General features: G+C 42.6%; 17 protein-coding genes and 1 rRNA gene. 9 read left to right on the top strand and 9 right to left on the bottom strand.

Annotated elements, in window-relative coordinates; translation table 11 throughout:
• The first annotated feature begins 219 nt into the window (after nt 1–219).
• Nucleotides 220–335 (top strand): 5S ribosomal RNA (gene rrf, locus L2748_RS04150).
• 600 nt (nt 336–935) lie between these two features.
• Here the strand turns inward: rrf and mutT are convergent.
• The 9 genes from mutT to nadC form a co-directional block, all read right to left on the bottom strand.
• Nucleotides 936–1325: an 8-oxo-dGTP diphosphatase MutT gene (gene mutT, locus L2748_RS04155; protein ID WP_220782805.1), complete on the bottom strand. Its 390-nt coding sequence runs from the start codon at nt 1323–1325 to the stop codon at nt 936–938.
• On the bottom strand, nt 1325–1558 hold the full coding sequence (yacG, locus tag L2748_RS04160; RefSeq protein ID WP_220782804.1) for a DNA gyrase inhibitor YacG: 234 nt from the start codon (nt 1556–1558) through the stop codon (nt 1325–1327). The genes mutT and yacG overlap by 1 nt, the downstream gene beginning before the upstream one ends.
• Nucleotides 1559–1621: 63 nt before the next feature.
• The gene (gene zapD, locus L2748_RS04165) at nt 1622–2356 is read right to left on the bottom strand and encodes a cell division protein ZapD (protein ID WP_220782803.1); all 735 of its coding nucleotides are present in this window, start codon (nt 2354–2356) and stop codon (nt 1622–1624) included.
• 4 nt (nt 2357–2360) lie between these two features.
• Nucleotides 2361–2969 (bottom strand): dephospho-CoA kinase, encoded by a 609-nt coding sequence (coaE, locus tag L2748_RS04170; protein WP_220782802.1) that lies wholly within the window; start codon nt 2967–2969, stop codon nt 2361–2363.
• Between the two features lie 20 nt (nt 2970–2989).
• Complete coding sequence (locus L2748_RS04175; RefSeq protein WP_220782801.1) at nt 2990–3901, bottom strand: prepilin peptidase; 912 nt, start codon at nt 3899–3901, stop codon at nt 2990–2992.
• A gap of 74 nt (nt 3902–3975) precedes the next feature.
• Nucleotides 3976–5244: a type II secretion system F family protein gene (locus L2748_RS04180; RefSeq protein WP_220782800.1), complete on the bottom strand. Its 1269-nt coding sequence runs from the start codon at nt 5242–5244 to the stop codon at nt 3976–3978.
• Nucleotides 5245–5320: 76 nt separating this feature from the next.
• On the bottom strand, nt 5321–7030 hold the full coding sequence (gene pilB, locus L2748_RS04185; RefSeq protein WP_220782799.1) for a type IV-A pilus assembly ATPase PilB: 1710 nt from the start codon (nt 7028–7030) through the stop codon (nt 5321–5323).
• A gap of 67 nt (nt 7031–7097) precedes the next feature.
• Nucleotides 7098–7523 carry a pilin gene (locus L2748_RS04190; RefSeq protein WP_220782798.1) on the bottom strand — a complete coding sequence of 142 codons (426 nt, stop codon included), beginning with the start codon at nt 7521–7523 and terminating at the stop codon, nt 7098–7100.
• Nucleotides 7524–8396: 873 nt separating this feature from the next.
• Nucleotides 8397–9281, bottom strand: a complete 885-nt coding sequence (gene nadC, locus L2748_RS04200) for a carboxylating nicotinate-nucleotide diphosphorylase (protein ID WP_220782797.1) — start codon at nt 9279–9281, stop codon at nt 8397–8399.
• Nucleotides 9282–9513: 232 nt separating this feature from the next.
• Here nadC and ampD point away from each other — a divergent pair, with 232 nt between their 5' ends.
• From ampD to L2748_RS04240, 8 genes are all read left to right on the top strand, one after another.
• The gene (ampD, locus tag L2748_RS04205; protein WP_220782796.1) at nt 9514–10056 is read left to right on the top strand and encodes a 1,6-anhydro-N-acetylmuramyl-L-alanine amidase AmpD; all 543 of its coding nucleotides are present in this window, start codon (nt 9514–9516) and stop codon (nt 10054–10056) included.
• A gap of 82 nt (nt 10057–10138) precedes the next feature.
• Nucleotides 10139–10990 (top strand): beta-lactamase regulator AmpE, encoded by an 852-nt coding sequence (gene ampE, locus L2748_RS04210; RefSeq protein WP_220782795.1) that lies wholly within the window; start codon nt 10139–10141, stop codon nt 10988–10990.
• Nucleotides 10991–11352: 362 nt separating this feature from the next.
• The gene (gene pdhR, locus L2748_RS04215) at nt 11353–12105 is read left to right on the top strand and encodes a pyruvate dehydrogenase complex transcriptional repressor PdhR (RefSeq protein WP_012153684.1); all 753 of its coding nucleotides are present in this window, start codon (nt 11353–11355) and stop codon (nt 12103–12105) included.
• Nucleotides 12106–12211: 106 nt separating this feature from the next.
• Nucleotides 12212–14872, top strand: a complete 2661-nt coding sequence (aceE, locus tag L2748_RS04220) for a pyruvate dehydrogenase (acetyl-transferring), homodimeric type (RefSeq protein WP_220782794.1) — start codon at nt 12212–12214, stop codon at nt 14870–14872.
• Nucleotides 14873–14885: 13 nt separating this feature from the next.
• Complete coding sequence (gene aceF, locus L2748_RS04225) at nt 14886–16784, top strand: pyruvate dehydrogenase complex dihydrolipoyllysine-residue acetyltransferase (RefSeq protein ID WP_220782793.1); 1899 nt, start codon at nt 14886–14888, stop codon at nt 16782–16784.
• 218 nt (nt 16785–17002) lie between these two features.
• Nucleotides 17003–18430, top strand: a complete 1428-nt coding sequence (gene lpdA, locus L2748_RS04230; RefSeq protein ID WP_220763574.1) for a dihydrolipoyl dehydrogenase — start codon at nt 17003–17005, stop codon at nt 18428–18430.
• A 143-nt stretch (nt 18431–18573) separates the two neighbouring features.
• Nucleotides 18574–23037 (top strand): EAL domain-containing protein, encoded by a 4464-nt coding sequence (locus L2748_RS04235; RefSeq protein WP_248957667.1) that lies wholly within the window; start codon nt 18574–18576, stop codon nt 23035–23037.
• 91 nt (nt 23038–23128) lie between these two features.
• The gene (locus L2748_RS04240) at nt 23129–25345 is read left to right on the top strand and encodes a patatin-like phospholipase family protein (protein ID WP_220783275.1); all 2217 of its coding nucleotides are present in this window, start codon (nt 23129–23131) and stop codon (nt 25343–25345) included.
• Nucleotides 25346–25427: the final 82 nt, after the last annotated feature.

The following is a 25427-nucleotide window of genomic DNA, read 5'->3' on the forward strand; positions in this document are numbered from 1 at the left end:
TTGATAGGCAAGGTGTGTAAGCGTTGTGAGGCGTTGAGCTAACTTGTACTAATGACTCGTGAGGCTTAACCATACAACCCTGATGGGTTTTGTATGAGAAACTAATGTTTCTAAAGACAAAATTAGAACTTACTCTGAAAAGAGTGACACTTAATGTAGTGTGAACCCAATTTTTAAGACTTGCATCGCGAGTCCAGCTTTTCGAATTTACCCAATTTGTCTGGAAACCATAGAGTTGTGGCACCACCTGAATCCATTCCGAACTCAGAAGTGAAACGCAATATCGCCGATGGTAGTGTGGGGTCTCCCCATGTGAGAGTAGGTCATTTCCAGGCGCCAAATAACGAGAAAGCCCGTTGCTAATGCAACGGGCTTTTTTCGTTATTGTCTGGAAAGATGACCGAACGAACATGGGGAAATAAAAAGCCCGAACGCAGTGAGCTTCAGTAACCATGTGGAGTAGGGGGAAGCCCTTGTGCTTATCAAACGAAGTTTGATGCATGGGGTGAACGCGGAGAGCTTGCTCGAAGCTGGCCATTTCCAGGCGCCTAATCATTCTCGAAAGAGAAGCGAGAAAGCCCGCTACGATGTAGCGGGCTTTTTTACGTCTGGAATTTGTGCAAATTCTGCTTTTTATAGATGAACACCTATCTAAGAAATAGCACTTCGTTATCCTTTGCTGTCATCAGTTCTCAACATTCAACAGGTACTCAAAGCACCTTGCTTTCAGATCCATGTGTTAGCTACGCGAGCCGAGGACGATTATATGCTCCTCGGTAACTGCTCCTGCGTTACTCTACCTCCTATATCCATATAGTCGTGCATAATCGACACTTCCCACATCCATGTGGTCGTAGGTCATTTCCAGGCGCCAAACGCAAAAAAGCCCGCTTTTGTGGCGGGCTTTTTAAATCTGTAATTTGTAATCGTTGAAACTAACTAAGGATCTTTTCTAAGATAGCTTTATTCGCTTCAGGAAATTCATATTGAGTAAGTTGTTCTTTTGCTACCCAACAGATTTCTTGGCCTTCTAAGCCCTTTGCATCGCCCTTGAAATTGGTTACCCAGTGGATATCTAGGAATACTTTTTTATCGCCATAGTCATGATGAATCTCCATCAAGGGCTCCGTGTCAAGAACATCTAAATCGACTTCTTCTTTGAGCTCTCTAATTAGTGCTTCAGCGGTTGATTCTAGTTTTTCAACCTTACCACCAGGAAACTCCCATTTACCACCTTGGTGTAGCTCTTGTGGACGCTTAGCGAGCAGGATTCTGTTATGAGGATCTTGAATAACGCCTACAGCAACATGTACTACTTTACTCATTAATGCTTCCCGTCATCCGATGGACCATCTACAAAGAAGTCTGCTTCATCATAGCCTAGCTGGTCTAACATTTCTGGATCAAACTCAGGCTTTACTGGGATAGCATGTTTTTCTGAAGCCCAATCACCTAAGTCGATAAGCTTACAACGATCGCTACAAAAAGGTTTAAATTTTGACTCAGCATCCCAGGTTACGCTAGTTTGGCAAGTTGGGCATTTTACAGTTAAAGACATAGTAGACCTTGTCAGTATAGAAGAGCTGACTTTTGAAAATTCATATAATGAATTTTAAAGGGTTTAGTTGCAGGTTGCCAACTCGAATTCAATTGCTTGATCTGAATGCTTCTGTTCATCAAATCGGACAAAATGGATAGCATAACGGTTTCTGTGGCCACTGATGGTTGGGTAACAACCTTGTTCAGCAGCGAGTTTTACTCTAATTAGCGATAGTGGTTGTTCGCTAGTACCTTGGTAAAAACCACCGTTTGCATGTTTAATTTGGTAGCTTGTAGTTTGTCTAGTTAGCTCTAATAGTAGGTTCACAGGCGACAACAAGCTTGCAAAATGGCTCATCCAATCTTGGTACTCTTCTTGGCGGACACTCCAAGGCTTAGATAACCAATAGTGCAATTGTGGTAGATCAAAATTACAGCTTGCCCCCGGCATATTAAAGCGCTGTCTTAAAGCTGTCAGAAAGCGATTTTGTTTCAGTTCATGGCCGGGGCGTTGAGCTGCTATCAGTATATCCCTTGCAGCGCTCAATTTAGCAATGTACAGGGAGAGTTGTTGATCGTCTATGGTGGGTAAAGACTGCCATTTGGATAGGGCAAATAGTTGTCTGTCTATGTCTTTTAACACTTCGCCGCGATAATCGCAGCGTTCCGTTAATTCGCATAGAGAGAAAAGTGGATCAAAGCAACGATGTTGATGGTCATGATCTAGGTTTGCCTGTAATTGCTGCGCCAAATACTCAAGGCGCAAATAACTACGAGTTTTTTCATTTAAAGGCTGTTCATAGATCAATTCTGTCATGATTTTATTCAGGTTTACTGGATAATTTTAAATAAAGGTTATGTAGTGCTTCTACCTTGCACTTTAACGCTGATATCTCTCCTTGGTTGTCTATGACATCATCAGCTTTTGATAGTTTCTCGGCTCGTGAAGCCTGACTACCTATTATATTTTCTACATGCTGAGCGGTAACAGCGTCCCTAGTTACCGTTCTTTGCTTTTGCAACTCAGGTGAAATATCCACCAAAAGTGTTCGATTTACTAACCTATCTAACCCGTTCTCAAATAGCAAGGGCGCGACCATAATTACATAATTTGATTGTGCGTCTTTACACTGCTGCAGCATCGATGTTCTGATCATCGGATGCAGCAGAGCGTTTAACCAAAGTCTTTCTTTGTCGTCGTCGAATATAATTTGTCTTAACTTGCTACGATTGAGGTTGCCGTCTTCTAATAGAATTATCGTGCCCAAATGGGTGGTTATTCGTTTTAATCCTTCAGAGCCTTTAGATACAACTTCTCTGGCAACGATATCTGCATCAACTAAGACTATGCCCATATTGGCAAATATATTGGCAACGGTTGTTTTACCGCTGCCAATGCCACCAGTGAGACCGATGATGTAATCAGCCATAGTTTAAGTCCCTGAAATTCTTATAAGGTTGAAAGGTACCAATTAGTAATGTTTTCACCCCATATCATGGCTATCCAGCCTGCAGCAGCGATATAAGGTCCAAATGGAATAGGATTACCTTGGTTTAGTTTCTTAAAGACAATAAGAGTAACTCCCACAACGGCGCCGACCAATGATGACAGCAGTATAACTAAAGGTAACACTTGCCAACCAAACCAGGCGCCAAAAACAGCAAGCAGTTTGAAATCGCCATAGCCCATTCCATCTTTGCCTGTTAATAGCTTAAAGGCCCAAAAAATACACCACAAACTCATATAGCCTGCAGCTGCACCAATTAGGGCATCGGATGTGCTAGCAAAGGTGTCATTTAAGTTGATGATAAGACCGAGCCACAATAAGGGAAGGGTGATTTGATCGGGCAATAACATTTCATCTAAATCAATGCCGGTCAGCGCTACAAGACAAAAGGTCAGTATAGAGGTCATTGCAAATTCAATCGTCGGACCAAAGTGCCAGGCGAGAAAGGCGACGAGTAAGCCTGTAATAAGCTCAAATATAGGATAGCGAGCAGAGATTGGGTTACTGCAGGATGCGCATTTCCCCCTGAGCATTAGCCAACCTAAAATAGGTAGGTTGTGTATTGGCTTAATATTCGCCTTGCATTTTGGGCAGGCAGAGCCCGGAATAACCAGATTATATTTTTCGGGAAATGCGTCAATAGGGGCTTCTAGTTGCTTTTTGTTAGCATTAAAAGTCTCTTGCTTATATTCACTTAGATAATGGTTACACTCATGCTGCCACTCGCGTTTCATCATTATTGGCATGCGATGAATCACGACGTTTAGAAAGCTACCTATTACGGCTGCAAATATGAAACTTAGTGAAATAAAAAGCCAAGAGTGTTGGCTAAAAACAGCTATTAGTTCAGTCATTATTATTCTTAAATTATCAATTTTAGAGGCGCTATCTACTACACCATTTCTGTATCAACAGATGTAGCCGCGCGTTATCCTACTACATTACCCATTTCAAAAATAGGCAGATACATACCGACAATAAGGCTACCTACAACACCACCAATCACAACCATCATTATAGGCTCTATTAAGCTCGATAAGCCGTCTACAGCATCATCAACTTGCATTTCGTAAATATTGGCGACTTTGTTTAGCATGTTATCCAATGAGCCAGACTCTTCACCGATCATGACCATTTGAATGAGCATGTCTGGGAATAGACCTGTTGTACGCATAGCAACATTCATCTGCATGCCTGACATCACTTCGGTTCTAATCTTTAGAATAGCCTTGCGATAAACAGCGTTACCTGAAGCGCCAGCTGCGGATTCCAAACCGTCTATTAAAGGCACACCTGCGGCGAAGGTCGTTGCTAGCGTTCTTGCAAAACGTGCCATAGCACCTTTATGCAGGATGTCACCAATTGCAGGAATCTTTAATACAAATTCATCCACTCTGTCTCTAAATGTTTGAGATTTTAGGTGCGCGCGTTTAAAGGACCAAACAGCAACAAAAATCCCTATAACAAAGAAGTACCAAGAAGCTTGTAGCCAGCGAGAAATATTGATGATTAACTGTGTAAAGGCTGGGAGTTCAGCACCAAATCCATTAAAAATGTCTTCAAATTGCGGTACAACAAACAGAAGTAGTAAGGCGGTGACTAACACGGCTACGACCATAACGGCGGCAGGGTAAAACATGGCTTTTTTAATTTTTGACTTAAGTGCTTCGGATTTTTCTCTATAAGTTGCAATTCGGTCGAAAACCGCATCAAGCGAACCAGAGTGTTCTCCAGCGGCAACTAAATCGACATAAAGGTCGTCAAAGTATTGCCTATGTGGTCTCAATGAGTCTGATAATGGAATACCTGATTGAACATCATTAACTATATTAGCTAATAGTTCGCGCATTTTAGGTTTTTCATGACCTTTGCTGAGTAGTTCAAGTGTCGTAACTACTGGCACTCCTGCTGCTAACATTGTCGCGATCTGGCGGGTGATCATCGCGATATCCATCGGCTTTATTTTTTTTTCTGACTTGAAAAGCGGTGGCGATTTTTTTCTAACAGCCTTTGGGATAACACCTTGAGCTTTTAACTGAGCGCGAATTTCAGCACTAGAGGCGCCCCTGAGTTCACCTGATGTTTTAATACCGTCGCGGTTAGTGCCGCTCCATGTATAGTTAATTATTTTTGGCTGTGATTTTTGGCTCTTTTTCCTTTCCCTGGAATGTTTTGAGCTTTTGGTTGCAATCGCCATCTTAGTCCTTTTTATTTTAGAGTTATAAGGCTTCGCCTTTGATTACATATATTTATGTCTTAAAAGTGGCTAAATATTAATAGCTAGTTACCCTATTTATCTCGGTAATACTGGTAACACCTTGAATAACCTTTAATAACCCTGAATCTCTGAGGTCTCGCATGCCTTGACGTTTTGCTTGTTGAAGAATCTGTAACGAATTACCACCTTCCATAATTGTGCGGGCAATTTCATCAGACATTTTCATTACTTCGTAAATACCGACACGACCTTTATAGCCACCGGAGCATTGGTCGCAACCTGTGGGCTTAAAGGCCGTTATTCCTGCATCGACTTGTTGCTGGCTAAAGCCAAAGCCTAGTAATCCAGCGTTAGGTATATCTTCTGGCTCTTTACAGTTTGGACATAGGCGCCTTGATAGGCGCTGAGCAATAATCAGGTTTACTGAACTGGCAATGTTATAGCCTGGGACGCCCATGTTGATTAAGCGAGTCAGGGTTTCTGCTGCCGAATTGGTGTGTAACGTTGATAGTACCAAGTGACCTGTTTGCGCAGCTTTAATTGCTATTTCGGCGGTTTCTAAGTCACGGATCTCACCAACCATCACCACATCAGGATCTTGACGTAAAAATGAGCGCAGTGCTGAGGCGAATGTTAAGCCCGCTTTTAGGTTGATATGGACTTGATTAACGCCTTCTAGGTTAATTTCAACCGGATCTTCTGCAGTCGAGATGTTGCGTGCTTCAGTATTAAGGATATTTAGACCTGTATATAGCGATACTGTTTTACCTGAGCCGGTAGGACCTGTTACTAAAATCATCCCTTGCGGTTTTGCAAGCATCTCTTCATATAATAAACGTTGGTCGTCTTCGTAGCCGAGCTTTTCAATACCAAGTTGAGCAGACGAAGAGTCCAAGATCCGCATTACAATCTTTTCACCCCAAATTGTCGGTAAGGTACTCACACGAAAATCGATGGACTTTGTACGTGATAAGCGCATTTTTATACGACCATCTTGCGGTACCCGTCGCTCGGCTATATCGAGCTTTGACATGACTTTTAAGCGTGCAGAAATGCGACCGGAAAGGTTTACTGGTGGTTCTGATACTTCGTGTAAAATACCATCGATGCGAAAGCGAATACGGTAGCGTTTCTCATAGGGTTCAAAATGCAGGTCTGACGCACCTTTACGAATCGCATCAGTAAGAATTTTATTGATATAGATAACGATAGGGGCGTCATCTTTTTTGTCACCGCTTTGATCTTCGTCATTTTTATCAGAATCTGCGACTTCTATTGCTGCTAATGCTTCTTCGTCTATTGCGCTTAAATCTAGACTGCTAATGTCATCTTCCAAAACAGATTCAAGAGCAGTATTTAGCTTATCGTCTTCAACTAAAATAGCTTCTGTGTGCAAGCCCGCGCTAAACTGAAAGTCTTCTAACGCGCTGATATTAGTCGGATCTGATGTGGCGATGTAAAGACGATTACCACGTTTATATAATGGTATACATCTATGTTTCTCTATTAATTTTTTATTGAGGAAATCTTCAGGGATTGAACTAATATCAAATTCGTTCAAAGCTAGCAGAGGGGTGCCATATTCCTCGTAACATATCTCGGCTACGTCTCTTGCAGACAACAGTTTGTTATGAATGATAGTGCTGACAAAGGAAGTTTTTCGCTTGCGGGAATCCGAAATTGTAGATGTAATCTGCTCTTCGCTAAGCAAGCCTTTGCGAATAAATAGTGCAGTTAGACCAAGATGTAACCCCATGCTTGTCATGAATTAATTTAAGTCAGGTATTTAAACCTAACCAAACTGTTATAGAGTTTGGTTAGGTTATAAATATCTAGCGACAGCTAGGTGGTAAGTACTTGTCTTCTAAATCACCGGTGTTACAAGTCCATGTAACACTGCCGTTAGTGGCATTGTAAGCTGGCACTAGAATCAATGTAGCGTCATCCTTTACTTTTGTATTGAACACTACTGTAATTGCACCAGCATCTCCAACCGTTACACTTTTAACCGCGTTACCATTAATTGCGGTTGCTGCAGCTAAACCTACTTTAGTATTATCCATACCTGTAGTAGCGCCAGCAGCAGCATAATACTCGACTACAGAAGCTTTAGCCGCAGAAGCAAGACCCATACCTTCTGAAACATGACCTCTTTTAGTAAAATCTTGGTAAGCTGGCAATGCAATTGCAGCCAAAATACCGATAATCGCCACTACGATCATCAATTCAATTAGGGTGAAACCCTTAGTGTTATTCATTTTTGCTCTATTCATCATTGCGTTCATGTCTATCTCCGTTAGAAAGCTTAGAATTATTGATTTAATCAATAATGGTTAACCAGTACCTTGTAAGCTTGCCTAAAGCACGGGCTTGCTTAGCGTCGAATTAGGTTAGCACAGATGTAAAATCATTATTCAGTGCGGGCATGCCTCAATCTGCTCGGTGCTCCTGCGTTCGCTTGTCGTTGTATCCAAACTGACTATGGCTTTCTATAGCACGACGACTAGGCATACATTTTTTACTCGTAATCAAATCAAAAGCGATAACTGCTTAGCAAAAATGTAACAGAGCTTAGGTACTATTTTGTTCAAGTGTTCTCGCTATTCGAGCTTGAGAAAAAGACTAAGCTAAATTACGTAAAAACTAAGCTTCTTACCTGCTATTAATCATTAAAACCGAGTATCAAACTCGGTATAGGTCCAAGTTAGTACAAAGTTTGGTGAATTGGAATAGTTGAATGTAATTAAAGCGTTATTTTGTTGTAAATGTGGTTGTTTTTGTGTGTTCGGTTGGTTTTCTTGGTGTTTGTTTGGTGGTTTTTTGACACTTATCTTGTTTGCGTCATATTTTTGTTGTGTGTCAAAGGTGATCGTTGTTGCGATTAGATTTTGTGTAAAAGGAGCTTTTGAGCATAAATAAGAAGTATATTTTCTCATTTGCATTTATGAAATTAACGAGATTTAAACGGAATTTTTTTAAAGAGGCAGTTCTAAATTTTTAGTTTTTTTAGCAGGAAAAGCCGCTACATCTTTTAATAACAGAATCATCAATTAGGCGTGCTTATCACCTGGTTTACTCTGTTAGTTATAATGGCAGATAGTAGGTTTTTAATAACTATCTGCCGCTAAATCTTATTTGAGTCTTAATGATAAATCTAACGCGCGCACGTGCTTTGTTAGCGCACCAACAGAGATGTAATCAACGCCGGTTTTGGCAAAATTACTAATGGTATCAATAGTGACATCACCAGACACTTCAAGCTTTACACCTAGGCCCTTTGCTTTGTAACGATTATTGAGCTCAACCGCTTCTAGCATCATGGTTACGTCAAAGTTATCTAGCATCACAATATCTGATTGTGCATCAAGTGCTTGAGTTAACTCATCAATACTTTCGACTTCAACCTCTACCGGTTTGTCTGCGTGCAGCTTTCTAGCAGCTTTAACGGCTTTGTCTATGCTGCCGCAAGCCATAATATGGTTTTCTTTGATCAAGAAAGCATCGAAAAGACCGATGCGATGATTTTGCCCGCCGCCACATGTTACTGCATACTTTTGCGCTGTACGTAATCCTGGAATCGTTTTACGCGTATCAAGCAAGCGCGTGTGAGTGCCTGATAACTTATCGACATAGCGTTTGGTTAGACTCGCAACACCAGAAAGCGTTTGAATGAAGTTCATCGCGGTGCGCTCGCCGGTCAAAATGGCGCGCGCAGGCCCTTCTAATTCACACAATAATTGATTAGGTACAACAAGATCGCCATCATCGACATGCCAATGCAGTGCAACCTCGCCGCCTAATTGATTGAAAACTTGTTCAGCCCAAGCTTTGCCACAAAACACGCCTTCCTCTCGAGTGATTAAGCTGGCTTGGGCAATTTTTTCTGCTGGGATAAGCATGGCTGTGATATCTGCATCAAATCTCTGGCTTAGAGATAGACTGCTATTGGGATCTTGGTGACCTAAATCTTCATCCAAAGCGGCTTTTACAGCGAGTCGAATGTCATTTTCAAGCATGGTAGTCGTCCTTACAGGCTTATAACTAGATCGTTACTTAGGTTATATAGTGGGCACGCTTTAATAGTGGAGTAATCTTAACATAAAGCTTTAGGGAGGAAGCTAGCAATATATTGCGCTATGAGTCGTATTCGCGGGCTTTTCTATAGGTTTAATTGTTAAAACTGCTGCTATATTCATAGAGTTAAAACTGCTAAAGTAAATTTAATTGCTATATTGTTGAGACGCTACTTTGGGATTAACTTTACTCGATGGCTGGGTGACTCAGGCGAGGCATTGCTTATCGCCGCATTTTAATCAGAGACCATTTAAAGAAGTCAGTTTGTTGGTGATCCATAATATAAGCTTACCAGCAGGATGTTTTGGTCTGCCTTATATTGAGCAGCTATTTTTAGGCAAACTTGATATAGAGGCCGATAACAGCTTTAAAGAGTTGCAGGGATTAGAGGTTTCAGCGCATTTTCTTATAAGACGTGATGGTGAATTGGTTCAGTACGTGTCTTGCGATGATAGAGCATGGCATGCTGGTGTATCACAATATGATAATCGACAAGCTTGCAATGATTTTTCTATCGGTATTGAGCTTGAAGGCACTGACGACCTGCCGTATTCAGAAGCGCAGTATCTAAGGTTGGTTGAACTGACGAAAAGCTTAATGCTTAGTTATCCTTTGATTACGCCCGCTAGAATAACAGGGCATAGTGATATCGCGCCGGGGCGTAAAACAGACCCAGGTAGTAGTTTTGATTGGCAGCGCTATAAAGCTGCATTGTAAATTTCCGTGAATACTCGCTATTAACACTCGGCAATAGCTGATGGTTTAAGCGTTCACGAGTTAACATTCAGGGTGAAAGCTTATGGCTTTGTTTGCATTATTAGTGGCAATTCTAGTGGAACGACTCAGACTATTGCCCAACGCGTGGCAGTTTGATGTGTTGTTATCCAGATATCATCAATCATTGATGCATGAGCAGCAAAAATCTTCGTTACTTAAGGTGACAGCAGCCGTGATATTACCTGCGGTGATTGTTTACCTGTTACTTTGGTTGGCTGCAGGTATTTTTTGGGGGGCGCTGAGCGTTGCTTTATGGGTCGCAATAGCCGTACTTTGCTTTAGTCATAATAACCAAAGACAAGCTTTTAAATCTTATATCCAAGCTGCTTGTAGAGGTGATTCGCAGGCATGTTTTCATTATGCAAGACAACTTGAGCCGGGTCAGGATTTAGAGTCAGTCAATGAGCATGAATTAGGGAAAAAGGTAGGCCAAAGTGTTGCTTGGGTTAACTATCGTTATTATGGTGCCATTGCACTTTTCTTGATTCTGTTAGGGCCTGTGGGCGCAGTCCTTTATTGTACGGTGCGCTTTTATAGTGAGCAAAATCGTACTAATTATGTCAATCTGCCTTTGGTTGACACTTTGCTGTTTGTACTCGATTGGTTACCAAGCCGGGTGTTTGCATTTGGCTATGTATTAAGTGGCCATTTTAGACAGGGGATATCTGCTTGGTTATCGCTTGCGTTTAACCCTAAATCTGCAACGAGAGACATCATTGCAAATGTCGCCGTTGCGGCAGAAACTTTGCCGGAAGCTTCTTCTGCACCAGTTTGTTTACAATCAACAATTGCATTATTGCAATTAAGTAAACGTAATTTTATTTTACTGATTACAGTTTTGTCTCTGATGACCATCTTTGGGGTGGTTAATTAGTCAGCGGTCGAGCTTGTGATTAGCTAATAATTAGCCAGTCCTAAATTTGGTTTTACGAAACTAGTCAGGCTGATTCCTGAACGGTTCAACGCTAATTGTTGGGCCGTTTAATCACTTTTAATTCTTATCCATTTACCAAAAATCTCTCCATGTTTAATTGCTTATAATAATTATTATCAACGCGCAGCATATTCAAAATTGGCACATTGGTCAGACCCCATTATGGTGAAAATCAGCTATGCTCACACATCGCGCATAGATTTGATGTAGATCACTAACTGGACATTCAAAGTGTGATTTGATAAAGTGCGCTCAGTCAATTAAATTGGTAAGACCAATTTACAATAGGAGCTGAGGCCCACATGGCTTATAGCAAAATAAACCAGCCAAAAATATCCGATGTCATTATGGGACAGTTGGAGCAGATGATCTTAGAGGGCAGTATTCAGCCTGGTCAAAAGCTACCACCTGAACGTGAACTGGCATTGCAATTTGAAGTTTCACGCCCTTCTTTGCGTGAAGCGATTCAAAAGCTTGAAGCAAAGGGCTTGTTAATGCGTCGTCAAGGCGGCGGAACCTATGTAAAAGAGCAGCTCTGGCAAAGTCTTGCCGACCCAATTGTTGAACTTATGCATTCAGATTCAGAAAGTCAGTACGACTTACTCGAGTTTCGTCATGCTACTGAAGGCATGATGGCGTATTTTGCAGCACTTCGTGGTAACGATGCTGATATGCAAAATATCAAACGTACGATTTTAGAAGTTGAGTCAGCTAATTTAATTGAAGATCAAGCTAATGCGATTGTGCGCTTTTACCGCGCGGTTGCCGAAGCGTCACATAACGTGGCTATGCTTCACCTTGTATTGAGTTTATCTCCTGTGCTGCATAAAAACGTGGCACAAAACTTAGAGCTTTTAAGCCGACGCGAAGAAGCCTCTACTACGGCTAATGATCACAGACGAGCCCTGCTTGCTGCAATTATTCGCCGTGACCCTGAAGCAGCACGCGAAGCCTCCAATGAACACTTAAGTTACATTGAAGAGGTGATGCTGTCAGTAAGGGAAGAAGACAGCCGATTGCAGCGTAGCCTGCGTCGATTAAAGAGTGGTGTATAGGTCGATTCTTTAGCGAACCACCTGTTGCCAGCCAATATTTCAAAATTTAAATACACTAATCACTGCAGTAGTGACTTAGGTATTACGTATAGGAAAGGACTGCAAAATGTCTGAACATATGCTTAATGACATCGATCCACTAGAAACTAATGAGTGGTTGTCTGCTCTAGAATCAGTTGTACGCGAAGAAGGGGTTGAGCGTGCTCAGTACCTACTTGAGCAAGTACTTGATAAGGCGCGTCTAGATGGTGTCGATATGGCGACGGGTATTACGACCAACTACGTCAACACTATTCCTACGAGCCAAGAGCCTGCATATCCTGGTAATACTACAGTTGAGCGCCGTTTGCGTTCAATTATCCGTTGGAACGCGATCATGATCGTACTGCGCGCATCTAAGAAAGACTTAGATCTTGGCGGTCACATGGCGTCTTACCAATCTGCTGCATCATTTTATGAAATGTGTTTTAACCATTTCTTCCGTGCACCAAACGAAGTTGATGGTGGTGATTTAGTTTACTATCAAGGTCATATCTCTCCAGGTATCTACTCACGCGCATTTTTAGAAGGTCGTTTAACTGCTGAGCAGTTAGATAACTTCCGTCAAGAAGTGGATGGCAAAGGTATTCCTTCATACCCGCATCCTAAGCTAATGCCTGAATTCTGGCAGTTCCCTACGGTATCTATGGGTCTTGGCCCAATGTCTGCTATTTATCAGGCTCGTTTCCTTAAGTATCTAGATGGCCGTGGCTTGAAAGATACTTCAGCGCAGCGCGTATATGCATTCCTAGGTGATGGCGAGATGGACGAGCCAGAATCACGCGGTGCTATCTCTTTCGCTTCACGTGAAAAGCTAGACAACCTATGTTTCCTTATCAACTGTAACCTACAGCGTCTAGATGGCCCTGTTATGGGTAACGGTAAGATCATTCAAGAGCTTGAAGGTCTATTTAGAGGCGCAGGTTGGAACGTCGTTAAAGTGATCTGGGGTAACAACTGGGATTCACTCATCGCTAAAGATACCACTGGTAAGCTGCTACAGCTTATGAATGAAACTATCGATGGTGATTACCAGACATTTAAGTCAAAAGATGGCGCTTATGTACGTGAGCACTTCTTTGGTAAGTACCCTGAGACTGCTGCCCTTGTATCAGATATGACAGATGCAGAGATCTTCGCGCTTAAGCGTGGTGGTCATGATTCATCTAAGCTATACGCTGCATTTAAAAATGCACAAGAAACCAAAGGCAAGCCAACGGTAATTTTAGCTAAAACAGTTAAAGGTTACGGCATGGGCGAAGCGGCTGAAGGCAAGAACATTGCTCACGGCGTGAAGAAAATGGACATGACGCACGTACTACAGTTACGTAATCGTCTAGGTCTAGAAGATTTACTAAGCGATGAAAAAGTCTCTGAACTACCTTACCTAACGCTGGAAGAAGGTTCTGAAGAGTACAAGTACTTACACGCTCGTCGTGATGCGCTTCATGGTTACACGCCACAGCGTCTGCCTAATTTCACTGAAGCTCTAGAGCTTCCTGCTGTTGATGAGTTCAGCTCTTTGCTTGTTGAGCAAAAGCGTGAAATCTCAACTACTATGGCATTTGTTCGTACGCTGAACATCTTGCTAAAGAACAAAGGCATTGGTAAGAACATCGTTCCTATTATTGCTGACGAAGCACGTACTTTCGGTATGGAAGGTCTGTTCCGTCAAATCGGTATTTACAACCCGCATGGCCAGGAATACACACCTGAAGACCGCAGCGTTGTGTCTTACTATAAAGAAGCGACTTCTGGTCAAGTATTGCAAGAAGGTATCAACGAGCTAGGTGCTATGTCTTCATGGGTTGCTGCGGCAACGTCATACAGCACTAACGATTTGCCGATGATCCCATTCTACATCTACTACTCTATGTTTGGTTTCCAACGTGTTGGCGACATGGCGTGGATGGCAGGTGATCAGCAAGCACGTGGTTTCCTATTAGGTGCAACAGCCGGTCGTACAACGCTAAACGGTGAAGGTCTACAGCACGAAGATGGCCATAGCCATGTTCAAGCGAACACGATTCCAAACTGTATCTCTTATGACCCAACATTCGCATACGAGTTAGCAGTAATCATGCAAGACGGTATCCGTCGTATGTATGGTGACCAAGAGAACGTGTTCTACTACTTGACGCTGATGAACGAAAACTACGCAATGCCAGCAATGCCAGAAGGCAGCGAAGAAGGTATTCGTAAAGGTATCTATAAGCTTGAGTCGTACACTGGTAGCAACAAGGTTCAGTTAATGAGCTCGGGCACTATCATGAACGAAGTACGTAAAGCGGCTCAAATTCTAAGTGAAGAGTACGGTGTAGCATCTGATGTTTACTCTGTGACTTCATTCAACGAGCTAACTCGTGAAGGTCAAGATGTTGAGCGTTTCAACATGTTGCACCCAGAAGCAGAGCAAAAGACTGCGTACATTACTCAAGTAATGGGCACTGAACCAGCTATTGCAGCAACCGATTACATGAAGAACTATGCTGAACAAGTTCGTGCATTTATGCCTTCTGAATCATTCAAAGTACTAGGTACTGACGGTTTTGGTCGTTCAGACAGCCGTGAAAACCTACGTCGTCACTTTGAAGTAAATGCTGGCTACGTTGTTGTAGCAGCGCTGAATGAACTCGCTAAACGTGGCGATATTGAAAAGTCAGTAGTTGCAGCTGCAATTGCTAAATTCAACATCGACGCTGACAAGACAAACCCGCTATACGCGTAAGAGGCAATACAAAATGACAATCGAAATTAATGTACCAGACATCGGTGCGGATGAGGTTGAAGTAACAGAGATCCTTGTTAGCGTTGGCGACAAGGTAGAAGAAGAGCAATCGCTTATCTCTGTTGAAGGCGATAAAGCGGCGATGGAAGTTCCAGCGTCGAAAGCGGGTGTTGTTAAAGAAATCAAAGTGGTTGTAGGTGACAAGGTGTCTACCGATTCATTGATTATGATCTTTGAATCTGAAGGCGCAGCATCTACTCCTGTTGCAGTTGAGTCAGCACCTGTTGCGGCTCCTGCTGCACCAGCTGCGGCTGAGCTAAAAGAAGTTCACGTCCCAGACATCGGTGACGACGAAGTTGAAGTGACTGAAATCTTAGTAACTGTTGGCGACAGCATTACTGAAGAGCAATCACTGATGAGTGTTGAAGGCGACAAAGCTTCTATGGAAGTGCCTGCACCATTTGCCGGCGTGCTAAAAGAAATCAAAGTGAATGTAGGTGACAAAGTGTCTACTGGTAGCTTGGTAATGGTATTTGAAGTTGCTGGCTCAGCTCCTGCTGCAGCGGCTCCAACGCCAGTAGCAGCTCCGGCTGCTGTGGCATCGGCACCATCAGTACAAGACGTTAACGTGCCAGACATTGGCGGTGATGAAGTTGAAGTGACTGAAATCATGGTTAAAGTTGGCGACACTGTAACTGAAGAGCAATCGCTTATCTCTGTTGAAGGTGATAAAGCGGCGATGGAAGTGCCTGCACCGTTTGCTGGTAAAGTGTTAGAAATTAAAGTGGCTCAAGGCGATAAAGTATCGACTGGCTCTTTGATTATGACATTTGAAGTGGCTGGTAGCGCACCTGTTGCTGCTCCAGTTCAAGCTGCAGCTCCAGCGGCACCAGTTGCAGCTCCTGTTGCAGCTCCTGTTGCAAGCCAAGCTCCTGCTAGTCAGGCTTCTGCACCTGCAGCGAAAGAAGACTTCGTTGAAAACAGTGCATACGCTCATGCTTCTCCAGTTATCCGCCGTATGGCGCGTGAACTAGGCGTTAACCTAGCTAACGTTAAAGGTACTGGCCGTAAGAATCGCGTAGTGAAAGAAGACGTGCAAAACTACATTAAAGCGGTTATTAAGCAAGTTGAGTCTGGCGCAGTTAAAACTGCAGCTGGTGGCGGCGAGCTAAACCTACTTGCATGGCCAAAAGTGGACTTCAGCAAGTTTGGTGAAACAGAAGTTAAATCGTTATCACGTATTCAGAAGATTTCTGGTGCTAATCTACACCGTAACTGGGTGAAGATCCCGCATGTTACCCAGTGGGATGATGCTGATATCACTGAACTAGAAGCTTTCCGTAAGGCGCAAAATGCTGCCGAAGCGAAGAAAGACTCTGGCATGAAGATCACACCGCTTGTGTTTATCATGAAGGCTGTTGCGAAAGCGCTAGAAGCATTTCCAACCTTTAACTCTTCATTGTCAGAAGACGGCGAAAGCTTAATTTTGAAGAAGTACGTTAACGTAGGTATTGCGGTTGATACGCCAAACGGTCTAGTTGTTCCAGTATTTAAAGATGTGAACAAGAAAGGCATTCACGAGCTATCTGATGAGCTGAAAGAGATCTCTAAGAAAGCACGTGGTGGCAAGCTAACCGCTGCAGATATGCAGGGTGGTTGCTTCACAATCTCAAGCTTAGGCGGTATTGGTGGTACAGCATTTACACCTATCGTTAATGCGCCAGAGGTTGCCATTCTTGGTGTGTCTAAGTCAGATATGAAGCCTGTTTGGAATGGTAAAGAGTTTGAGCCGCGCTTAATGCTGCCGCTATCACTGTCTTACGATCACCGTGTGATTGATGGCGCCGATGGTGCTCGCTTTATCACGTACTTGAATAACTGCTTGTCAGACATTCGTACCTTAGTGCTTTAATCCTAATAGGCTGCTTAATACAAGCAGCCTATTTTCTAAGCCGCTTGATTAATACAAATAGTAAACATCAGTAAGATTAAGCGTTTCTAGGATTGTGATCAGCATCAAACAAAGGTTAAAATGCGGCCACCTTACAAGATTTGGCCACAGTTTATCGTTGAGTCGGTTTTTATCGTTAAGTCGATGCCACCAACGACATAAAAAGAATAGAGGAAAACATGAGTAACGAAATTAAAACTCAGGTAGTTGTACTAGGCGCTGGCCCTGCTGGCTATTCAGCTGCATTCCGTGCTGCAGACTTAGGTCTAGATACTGTTATCGTTGAACGTTTCAGCACGTTAGGCGGCGTATGTCTAAACGTGGGTTGTATCCCTTCTAAAGCTTTGCTTCACGTTTCTAAAGTGATTGAAGAAGCAAAAGCGGTTTCTAGCCACGGTGTTGTTTTCGGTGAACCTCAGATTGATCTTGATAAGCTACGTGAGTACAAGCAATCAGTAATCGGTCAGTTAACTAGCGGTTTAGGCGGCATGTCTAAAATGCGTAAAGTTAACGTGGTTAACGGTCTTGGTAAGTTCACTGGTCCTAACACGCTAGAAGTTCAAGGTGAAGACGGCGTTAAAGTTGTTCATTTTGAGCAAGCAATTATTGCTGCGGGTTCTCGCCCAATCCAATTGCCATTTATTCCTCATGAAGACCCACGTGTATGGGACTCTACTGATGCGCTAGAGCTTAAAGAAGTTCCAGGCAAGCTACTTGTTATGGGGGGCGGTATCATCGGTCTAGAAATGGGTACAGTTTACTCTTCACTAGGCAGTGATATTGATGTGGTTGAGATGTTCGACCAAGTTATCCCGGCTGCAGACAAAGACGTTGTTCGCGTTTACACCAAGAAGATCAAGAAGAAGTTCAACTTGATGCTTGAAACTAAAGTGACAGCTGTAGAAGCTAAAGAAGACGGCATCTACGTAACAATGGAAGGCAAGAAAGCACCTGCTGAGCCTGTTCGTTACGACGCAGTATTGGTTGCTATCGGTCGTATTCCAAACGGCAAAGGCTTAGACGCAGAGAAAGCTGGCGTTAATGTTGATGAGCGTGGCTTTATCAATGTTGATAAGCAGATGCGTACTAACGTACCAAATATCTATGCAATTGGTGACATCGTTGGTCAACCAATGCTTGCACACAAAGGTGTGCATGAAGGTCACGTAGCTGCAGAAGTGATTTCTGGTCTTAAGCACTACTTCGACCCTAAAGTTATCCCATCAATTGCTTACACAGACCCAGAAGTAGCTTGGGTTGGTCTAACTGAGAAAGAAGCAAAAGAGCAAGGTGTTGCTTACGAAACTGCGACTTTCCCATGGGCTGCAAGTGGCCGCGCAATCGCATCTGATTGTGCAGACGGTATGACTAAGCTTATTTTCGACAAAGAGACTCACCGTGTTATTGGTGGCGCTATTGTTGGTGTTAATGGTGGTGAACTTCTAGGTGAAATTGGCCTAGCAATTGAAATGGGTTGTGATGCTGAAGATTTAGCATTGACCATTCACGCTCACCCAACTTTACATGAGTCAGTAGGCTTAGCGGCTGAGATTTATGAAGGTTCAATCACTGATTTGCCAAACCCAAAGGCAAAGAAGAAAAAGTAAGCATTTACTAATATAAAAAAGCGCTCTTATGAGCGCTTTTTTTGTATTTAAACAGGTCGGAATAGTGCATTTTAAATGTTCAAAGGATGAATGTTTGTTATCGGAATGATACAGTTAGGTTAGTCTGAAAAGTCGTAAAGCAGATGAGAATAATAATTAAAAAAGTTTGGTTGGTTTTGCTGCTATTGATAATAACGTGCGCTACGCCTGTATGGGCTAGTGGCGCTGTGCAGCGGGTGTTTTCTGCAAGCGATGGACTGATTAATGCCACAGTCTGGGATATTAGCTTTGATCAACATGGTTTTACTTGGTTAGCTACAGATGAAGGCTTATATAGAGTCAGTAGTAATAAAATCCGCCGCATAGACAAAGCAGGCTTACAGTCAAAACTCAGCGACAACATACTTTACTTAGCTGCGCCCATCAATTCGCAATACATCCTGGTCAGTGGCATACATAAAATTTATCTCTATGATATTTATGCCAATCAATTTCTAGAGTTCGGTACAACTTTACTATTCCCCGATTATCGCGGCAGCGGTATTGTCTCGCAAGTTGAAACGAGTAACGGTGAGCGTATTTTGCTGACCTATGAAGGAGAGCTATTACGCTTTAACCCGCAAAAAATGACTTTGAACAGAGTTAGCTTTCTACCAAATACTGCTGAAGATTTATGGCACATTATGATGCCGTTAGAAGGTAACCGGTTATTACTAGGAAAAAGCCGCCAGTTAGAAGTGCGCGATGCTAATGGTGTTAGATTGCAAGTTTTGCCTTGGAGTGAAGCCCAAGGGGACATTCATCATATTTTAAAATACTCTTCCGGAAAGGCGTGGATTTCATCGAGTAAAGGGTTATTCAAAATTGATTTAACCACATTAAAGATTACGAATACTCCAGAGTTAGAAGGCTTTATTACTAATATTGCTGAAGACAAATATGGTGAATTTTGGCTTGCTACGCGTTTAGGCTTATTAAAGTGGTCACCCAAAACGGGACAAACAACCCGCTATGCGAATGAGTTGGCGGTTAAATCCAATATTGATAATACCTACGATATCGCTGTTGATGCTTCTGGTTTAATTTGGGTCGGAGGAGCAGGTGATGGCGTTGCGGTGTTAGCGGCAGAGCCTAAATTTATAAAAGATAAGTACACCAAAGCAGCCCCTTATAAGTTGGGCGATGAAGTTGTGTGGGCGCTGTATGCAAATGATAACCACCTTTGGCTAGGGACTGATGGTGGGTTAACTTTAGTCGATAAGCTGACGCAAAAGTCCTATTTGATTACGCCACATGGAATAGGTTTAAACGACAGTATTCTAAAAATCACTCCTTTAGATAGTGAGCATTTATTGCTATCCACTACCAATGGCTTGTCGGTCGTAAATAAAAATACTTTTTATAGCCAGAGCTTTGCCAGTTGGTCATCTGGCGAGAGCTCATTGAATAATAAGATCGTGTATAACACTTATCTTGATACGTTTATTCAAGGAAGGATTTGGTTTGCCACTAATAGCGGCTTGTTTTATTGGGAACAAGGTTTTAGTGAGCCTAAACGAGTCGATTTAACGACAGGCGATGATACTTCCGCCATGAGCAATGTTATGGACGTGTCCCGTGGCTCTGATAACAAACTATGGATAGGTGGGAGTCGTTTATTTGGTTATCTAGACTCGCAAATGGTTTTTCATTCTTATATGAAAACTATCGCTAATAACCAAACGAGTTTGAACATACGCTTTATTAATGAGGTGGCACCTGGGGAGCTATGGCTTGGGCTTGAGGCTCAAGGAGTTTTAGCCTTTAAAGTGACAAGCGGCGAAACTAAAAACATAACTAAGAAGTGGAATGTTAACTGTAATAGCATCTACTTTATTGAGAACTTCAGTCATTACAGGCTGGTGGGCTGTCCAAGAACCTTGATTAGGCAAGACTTGAATAGCGGTGAGGTTATTGCTATTTCACCCAAAGATGGCTTGATTAGTAGTGTGCTTAATGAAGGGGCTTACTTTGCTTCAGAGCAAGGTTTGTATATAGGAACGCCAAATGGTGTAATGCTTGTTGATGTGGACTTATTAGCAAATAGGATCCCAAATGAATCGGTGATATTAGAATCGATGGAGATCTATTTTGAAGACCATACGGAATTGCATTTACTGCCACAAACGGGTTCTCACATTCAGCCTGGCGCTGAGTTGATTAGTTTTGAGCTCGCAAAAAAGAATTATCTAGATGATGAACCGTTGCAGCTTAAATACCGTTTACGTCGAGACGGTGAAGATAGTCAGCTTAATTTTCTTTTTCTTGATGGCAAATCCCAACTCAATATTTCCGGTTTAGAATCTGGTATTTATACCATTGAAATTATCAGTTTAGATAATGGCATTTGGTCTACAACGCCTTTTACGTTTAGCTTTCATGTAGAAAAGTTCTGGTGGCAAACCTCTTGGTTTAAAAGTCTATTGATTTTACTGTTACTCTTAGCTGGTTTAGGGGTTATTTTTATCCGGCAACGGCAAGTTAAAGCTTTTAGAGCGATAAACTCAGCGCTAAGTGAAAGTGAAGATCGCTTAAAACAAGCCTTAAAAGGCAGTAATTCTGAGCTGTGGGAATGGCAATTAGATAATCAGCTATTTCGAGTTGAGAATAGTGCAGGGCTTTTAGGCTCAGGCCAACAGCAGATATATTTAACGCTAGAAGAGTTTGCCATTCATAAAGAAGATGCTGCAGAGACCTTAGCGGCTTGGCAAGATATGCTTTTAGAGCGAACAGATCGATTTGAAGTTGAATATCGCTACTGGACTAGACATCAAAGCTGGGGCTGGTTAAGAGTTATGGGGCGACCGGTGAAGCGCAATAGTTTTACTGGTGGCATAGAAAGAGTTGCAGGTATCTATAGCGATATTACTGAGCAACGAAAGTTAAAAGACGATATCTATTTATTAGCTCAAGCATTCGAAAACACCTCCGAGGCATTGTTGATTTTTAACAGTGAAGAAGTGATAGAGGTGACCAATAAAGCAGCCCAAGATATGATTGGCTTTGATGCTGCAATGCTAACCGGAATGCCTTTTAATGATGTTCTTAAGGGGGAAGAGCTTGGGCGCAATATAGCGAGCTTACTTGAACAAGGCGTTAACTGGGCTGGAGAGTGCCGTGTAGTTAGTCAAAACAGTCAACAGCGCGCGGTCTGGCTAAACGTGTCTTCTATTTTGGACTCAAATGGAGATGCAACCCATTATGTTGTTGTTTTCTCTGATATCACAGAACGTAAGCGTGCAGAGTCTGATCTCCGCCGTTTGGCAAATTATGATGTACTTACCGCACTGCCGAATCGAACACTTTTTTCAAGCAAGCTTTCTCAGTCGGTGTATCAAGCTGAGAAGGAAGGCAGTAATTTAGCCTTACTGTTTTTAGATTTAGACAGATTTAAACATGTTAATGACTCATATGGTCATAGCATGGGAGATGCGTTGTTGGTTGAAGCTTCTAACCGTCTAAAAGCCCTCGTTACCAATGATGATATAGCGTGTCGTTTCGGCGGTGATGAGTTTGTTATCTTGCTACGTAATAGTCCAAATATTGATGAAATTAATTATTTATGTGAGCAATTGCTCGCCAGTATTGAAAAGCCGTTCGAGCTTTATGGACGAGAGTTTTATATTTCAACCAGTATTGGCGTCAGCTTATGGCCTGAGGATGCTAAACAGCCGGAGGCATTAATTAAGAATGCTGATCTGGCAATGTATCATGCAAAGGAAGAAGGCAAGGGCACCTTTAAGTATTATTCTCAGGAGCGTAATGCTGAAGCGCTTTATCATTTAAGGCTTGAGGCTGATCTGCGTAAAGCCATTGAGCGAAAAGAGTTTGAACTGCACTTTCAACCACAAGTGGATATTTTACAAAATGATAAATTGATTGGGGTTGAAGCACTATTGCGCTGGAACCACCCTACTGAAGGGTATGTGCGTACCGATATCTTTATCAAAGTTGCCGAAGCTTGTGGGCTGATTGTAGAGATTGATCGTTGGGTAATGCGTGAAGCATGCATGTGTGGTGCTAAGTGGGCTAGAGAGCTCGAAACTCCATTAAAAGTGTCGGTAAATATATCAGCTCTTCATTTTAGGCAGCCAGATTTTATTAAAGGCGTTCAGCAGATATTAATTGAGACGCAGATGCCTAATACAGCACTGGCAATGGAGATCACTGAAGGCGTATTAATGAAAGAGCTGAAAGTGGCTAAGCAGCATTTGAGTGAGTTAAAAGCGATAGGTATAGATGTCGCGATTGATGACTTTGGCACGGGTTATTCTTCACTCGCCTACCTCAGGCACTTTGATGTAAATACCCTTAAAATCGATCGTTCCTTCTTGATCGATATCGCCAGCAATAAGGCGGACCAAGCTATAGCAAGCAGTATTATTGAACTTGCGCGAAACTTAAAGCTAGATGTGGTTGCTGAAGGGGTTGAAACCCACGAGCAGCTCGAGCAGGTATTTAGTCGGGGTTGCTATGTTATTCAAGGCTATTATTTCGCTAAACCTATGCCAATAGTCGAAATAGAACAATATATGGGGCTGCACCAAGCAAAGTGCTTGAATGGCTAGCAGTCTTGTCAGGCAATAGTTCGCTAAACATTGCTTGTACTGGATAAATCAAATACGTTAAGACATTACTAAAAGAGTCGAATAAGTCATCATGATACATAGAATTATTATTCTTTGTTTAGCTATTGCATGCCCGCAGCTAACGTTTGCCCAAGAGCGTCCTAAAATCGGTTTGGTTTTAAGTGGCGGTGGTGCTAAAGGTGCGGCACATATTGGTGTGTTAAAGGTACTCGAAGAGAAACAAATCCCTATCGACTATATTGCAGGGACCAGTATTGGTGCTTACGTTGGCGGCATGTATGCGCTGGGTTATAGTGCGGCTGAAATCGAAGCCATTATGATGAATACCAACTGGGATTTAGGCTATTCTGATACCATTCCTCGCGAGGCTTTGAGCTATCGCGATAAAGAGACGCGAGACCAATTTAATATTCCAATCAATATTGGTTATAGCGATGAAGAGGTGAAAACCCCTGCAGGTTTGTTGCGTGGCCAGTCTATGTCGCAGCTTTTACGCAGTTCAACCAACTTAGTGCATCAGTTTGGCGATTTTGACGAATTATCTATTCCTTATCGTGCAGTGGCGACCAACTTAGCCACTAGCGAACCCGTAGTGCTAGATTCTGGCAGTATTGTTGCTGCCATGCAGGCATCAGCTTCTGTCCCCGGTGCATTACAGCCAGCAATTATAGATGGCAATTTATTGGTTGATGGCGGCATTGCTAACAATATGCCTGTGGATGTGGTGAAGGCCATGGGAGCTGACATCGTTATCGCTGTGGATATTGGCTCGCCCTTAATGAAGCAGCAAGAGATTAATAGTACCGTCGCTGTGCTTAATCAATTATCCACAATACTTACCAATGCCAGCTCTGACAGACAAAAGGCACTGCTAACTGATCATGACATTCTAATTAGGCCTAATATTGGTGAGCTAAGTACCACTGACTTTAGCATTATGCCAATCGCTTTGCCGTTAGGCGAGATTGCGGCTCGCGAACAGGCTGATAAGTTAGAGCAATACAGTGTCGATAACAAAGACTATCAGCAGTATGTCGTCAGTAAAAAAAGCAAAAGTCAGCAATGGTTGGATGATATCGACAGACCACTGATTAAAGTGATTTATGATAATGACTCTAAGGTAAGTGAAAAGCTGCTTGCCGATAATCTTGAGCTTGATGTGGGTGACAATGTCACAGTCGAAGATTTAGAGGCAGGGTTAGATAGGATCTACGCGCTAGATAAATTCGAACGTGTTGATGCTGAATTTACCGATACCCCTGAAGGCCGTGTGCTCACTGTACGCACTAAGGCTAAATCTTGGGGACCAAATTACTTTCAACTTGGTTTTAGCTGGGAAGATGATTTTAGTCTCGATTCAGTCATATCCTTAGATATGGCTTATACCATGACTGAACTTACCGAAAACGGCGGCGAATGGCGCAATGAGCTATCGCTTGGTTTTGATAAGTTAATCGCTTCTGAGTTTTATCAACCACTCGCGAAAGATCAAACTTATTTTAGCCGCGCTCGAGTAGAGTATGAGCTAAAAGACTGGGGATTTTTTGAAAATAATAATCGGGTATTGGAGCTAAAGCAGACCGCTTATCGAGCTGAGCTGGGTATTGGTATCAATTACACCCAAAATGGTATGGTTGAGATCGGTTTGTTGGGTGAGAAAGGCGATCTAGAAAATGACCTCTGGACGTTTGGTCGCGTGCCTTATGACGGTTACGGCGGTTATTTTAAGTTCGCCTATGATGACCTAAATAGCATTAACTTCCCTACATCGGGTAACCGTTTCACTTTCAATATGTATATGCGTAAAGAAGGTTACGATTTAAATGGTCTAGCCGAGTCTTCAGATTTTTCAATGCAATATGAAGCAGATTGGCGTGGTGCCGTTGGGGTGGGCAATCATGCATTTGTGGGTATTGCATCATTTGCCACGGTTGATAAAGACGGCGCCTTTACCGTTAACGTCTCAGAGCTCGGCGGATTTTTAAATCTGTCTGGTTATCACAAGAATGCGCTTTATGGCTCGCATAAGGTTTTTGGTGCCTTTGTGTATCAATATGATTTGGGACGTGATGTGCTGGGCATGACTGAGTACCCGCTATATCTTGGTACCAGTATTGAGGCGGGTAATGTCTGGAACCAAAAAGATAATGTGTCGCTCGATGACTTAATTTACGCCGGCAGTTTGTACTTAGGCATAGATACCAGCGTTGGACCAGCAGCCTTTGGTTTTGGTGCATCAGACGATGGCGAGAAAACCGTATTCTTATTTATCGGTAAGAACTGGTAGTACTTTACCGCAAATCATTGCCAGTTAAACGTAATAAAGCCCATCGTTTGGTGGGCTTTTGTTTTTCTGCTTGATAGATATT

Source organism: Shewanella sairae (assembly GCF_023283535.1).
Classification (GTDB): Bacteria; Pseudomonadota; Gammaproteobacteria; order Enterobacterales; family Shewanellaceae; genus Shewanella; species Shewanella sairae.

Coding starts and splice junctions, on each gene's coding strand:
- mutT (WP_220782805.1), bottom strand. CDS start 1,325: ATGAGTAAAGTAGTACATGTTGCTGTAGGCGTTATTCAAGATCCTCAT.
- yacG (WP_220782804.1), bottom strand. CDS start 1,558: ATGTCTTTAACTGTAAAATGCCCAACTTGCCAAACTAGCGTAACCTGG.
- zapD (WP_220782803.1), bottom strand. CDS start 2,356: ATGACAGAATTGATCTATGAACAGCCTTTAAATGAAAAAACTCGTAGT.
- coaE (WP_220782802.1), bottom strand. CDS start 2,969: ATGGCTGATTACATCATCGGTCTCACTGGTGGCATTGGCAGCGGTAAA.
- L2748_RS04175 (WP_220782801.1), bottom strand. CDS start 3,901: ATGACTGAACTAATAGCTGTTTTTAGCCAACACTCTTGGCTTTTTATT.
- L2748_RS04180 (WP_220782800.1), bottom strand. CDS start 5,244: ATGGCGATTGCAACCAAAAGCTCAAAACATTCCAGGGAAAGGAAAAAG.
- pilB (WP_220782799.1), bottom strand. CDS start 7,030: ATGACAAGCATGGGGTTACATCTTGGTCTAACTGCACTATTTATTCGC.
- L2748_RS04190 (WP_220782798.1), bottom strand. CDS start 7,523: ATGAATAACACTAAGGGTTTCACCCTAATTGAATTGATGATCGTAGTG.
- nadC (WP_220782797.1), bottom strand. CDS start 9,281: ATGCTTGAAAATGACATTCGACTCGCTGTAAAAGCCGCTTTGGATGAA.
- ampE (WP_220782795.1), top strand. CDS start 10,139: ATGGCTTTGTTTGCATTATTAGTGGCAATTCTAGTGGAACGACTCAGA.
- pdhR (WP_012153684.1), top strand. CDS start 11,353: ATGGCTTATAGCAAAATAAACCAGCCAAAAATATCCGATGTCATTATG.
- aceE (WP_220782794.1), top strand. CDS start 12,212: ATGTCTGAACATATGCTTAATGACATCGATCCACTAGAAACTAATGAG.
- aceF (WP_220782793.1), top strand. CDS start 14,886: ATGACAATCGAAATTAATGTACCAGACATCGGTGCGGATGAGGTTGAA.
- lpdA (WP_220763574.1), top strand. CDS start 17,003: ATGAGTAACGAAATTAAAACTCAGGTAGTTGTACTAGGCGCTGGCCCT.
- L2748_RS04235 (WP_248957667.1), top strand. CDS start 18,574: ATGAGAATAATAATTAAAAAAGTTTGGTTGGTTTTGCTGCTATTGATA.
- L2748_RS04240 (WP_220783275.1), top strand. CDS start 23,129: ATGATACATAGAATTATTATTCTTTGTTTAGCTATTGCATGCCCGCAG.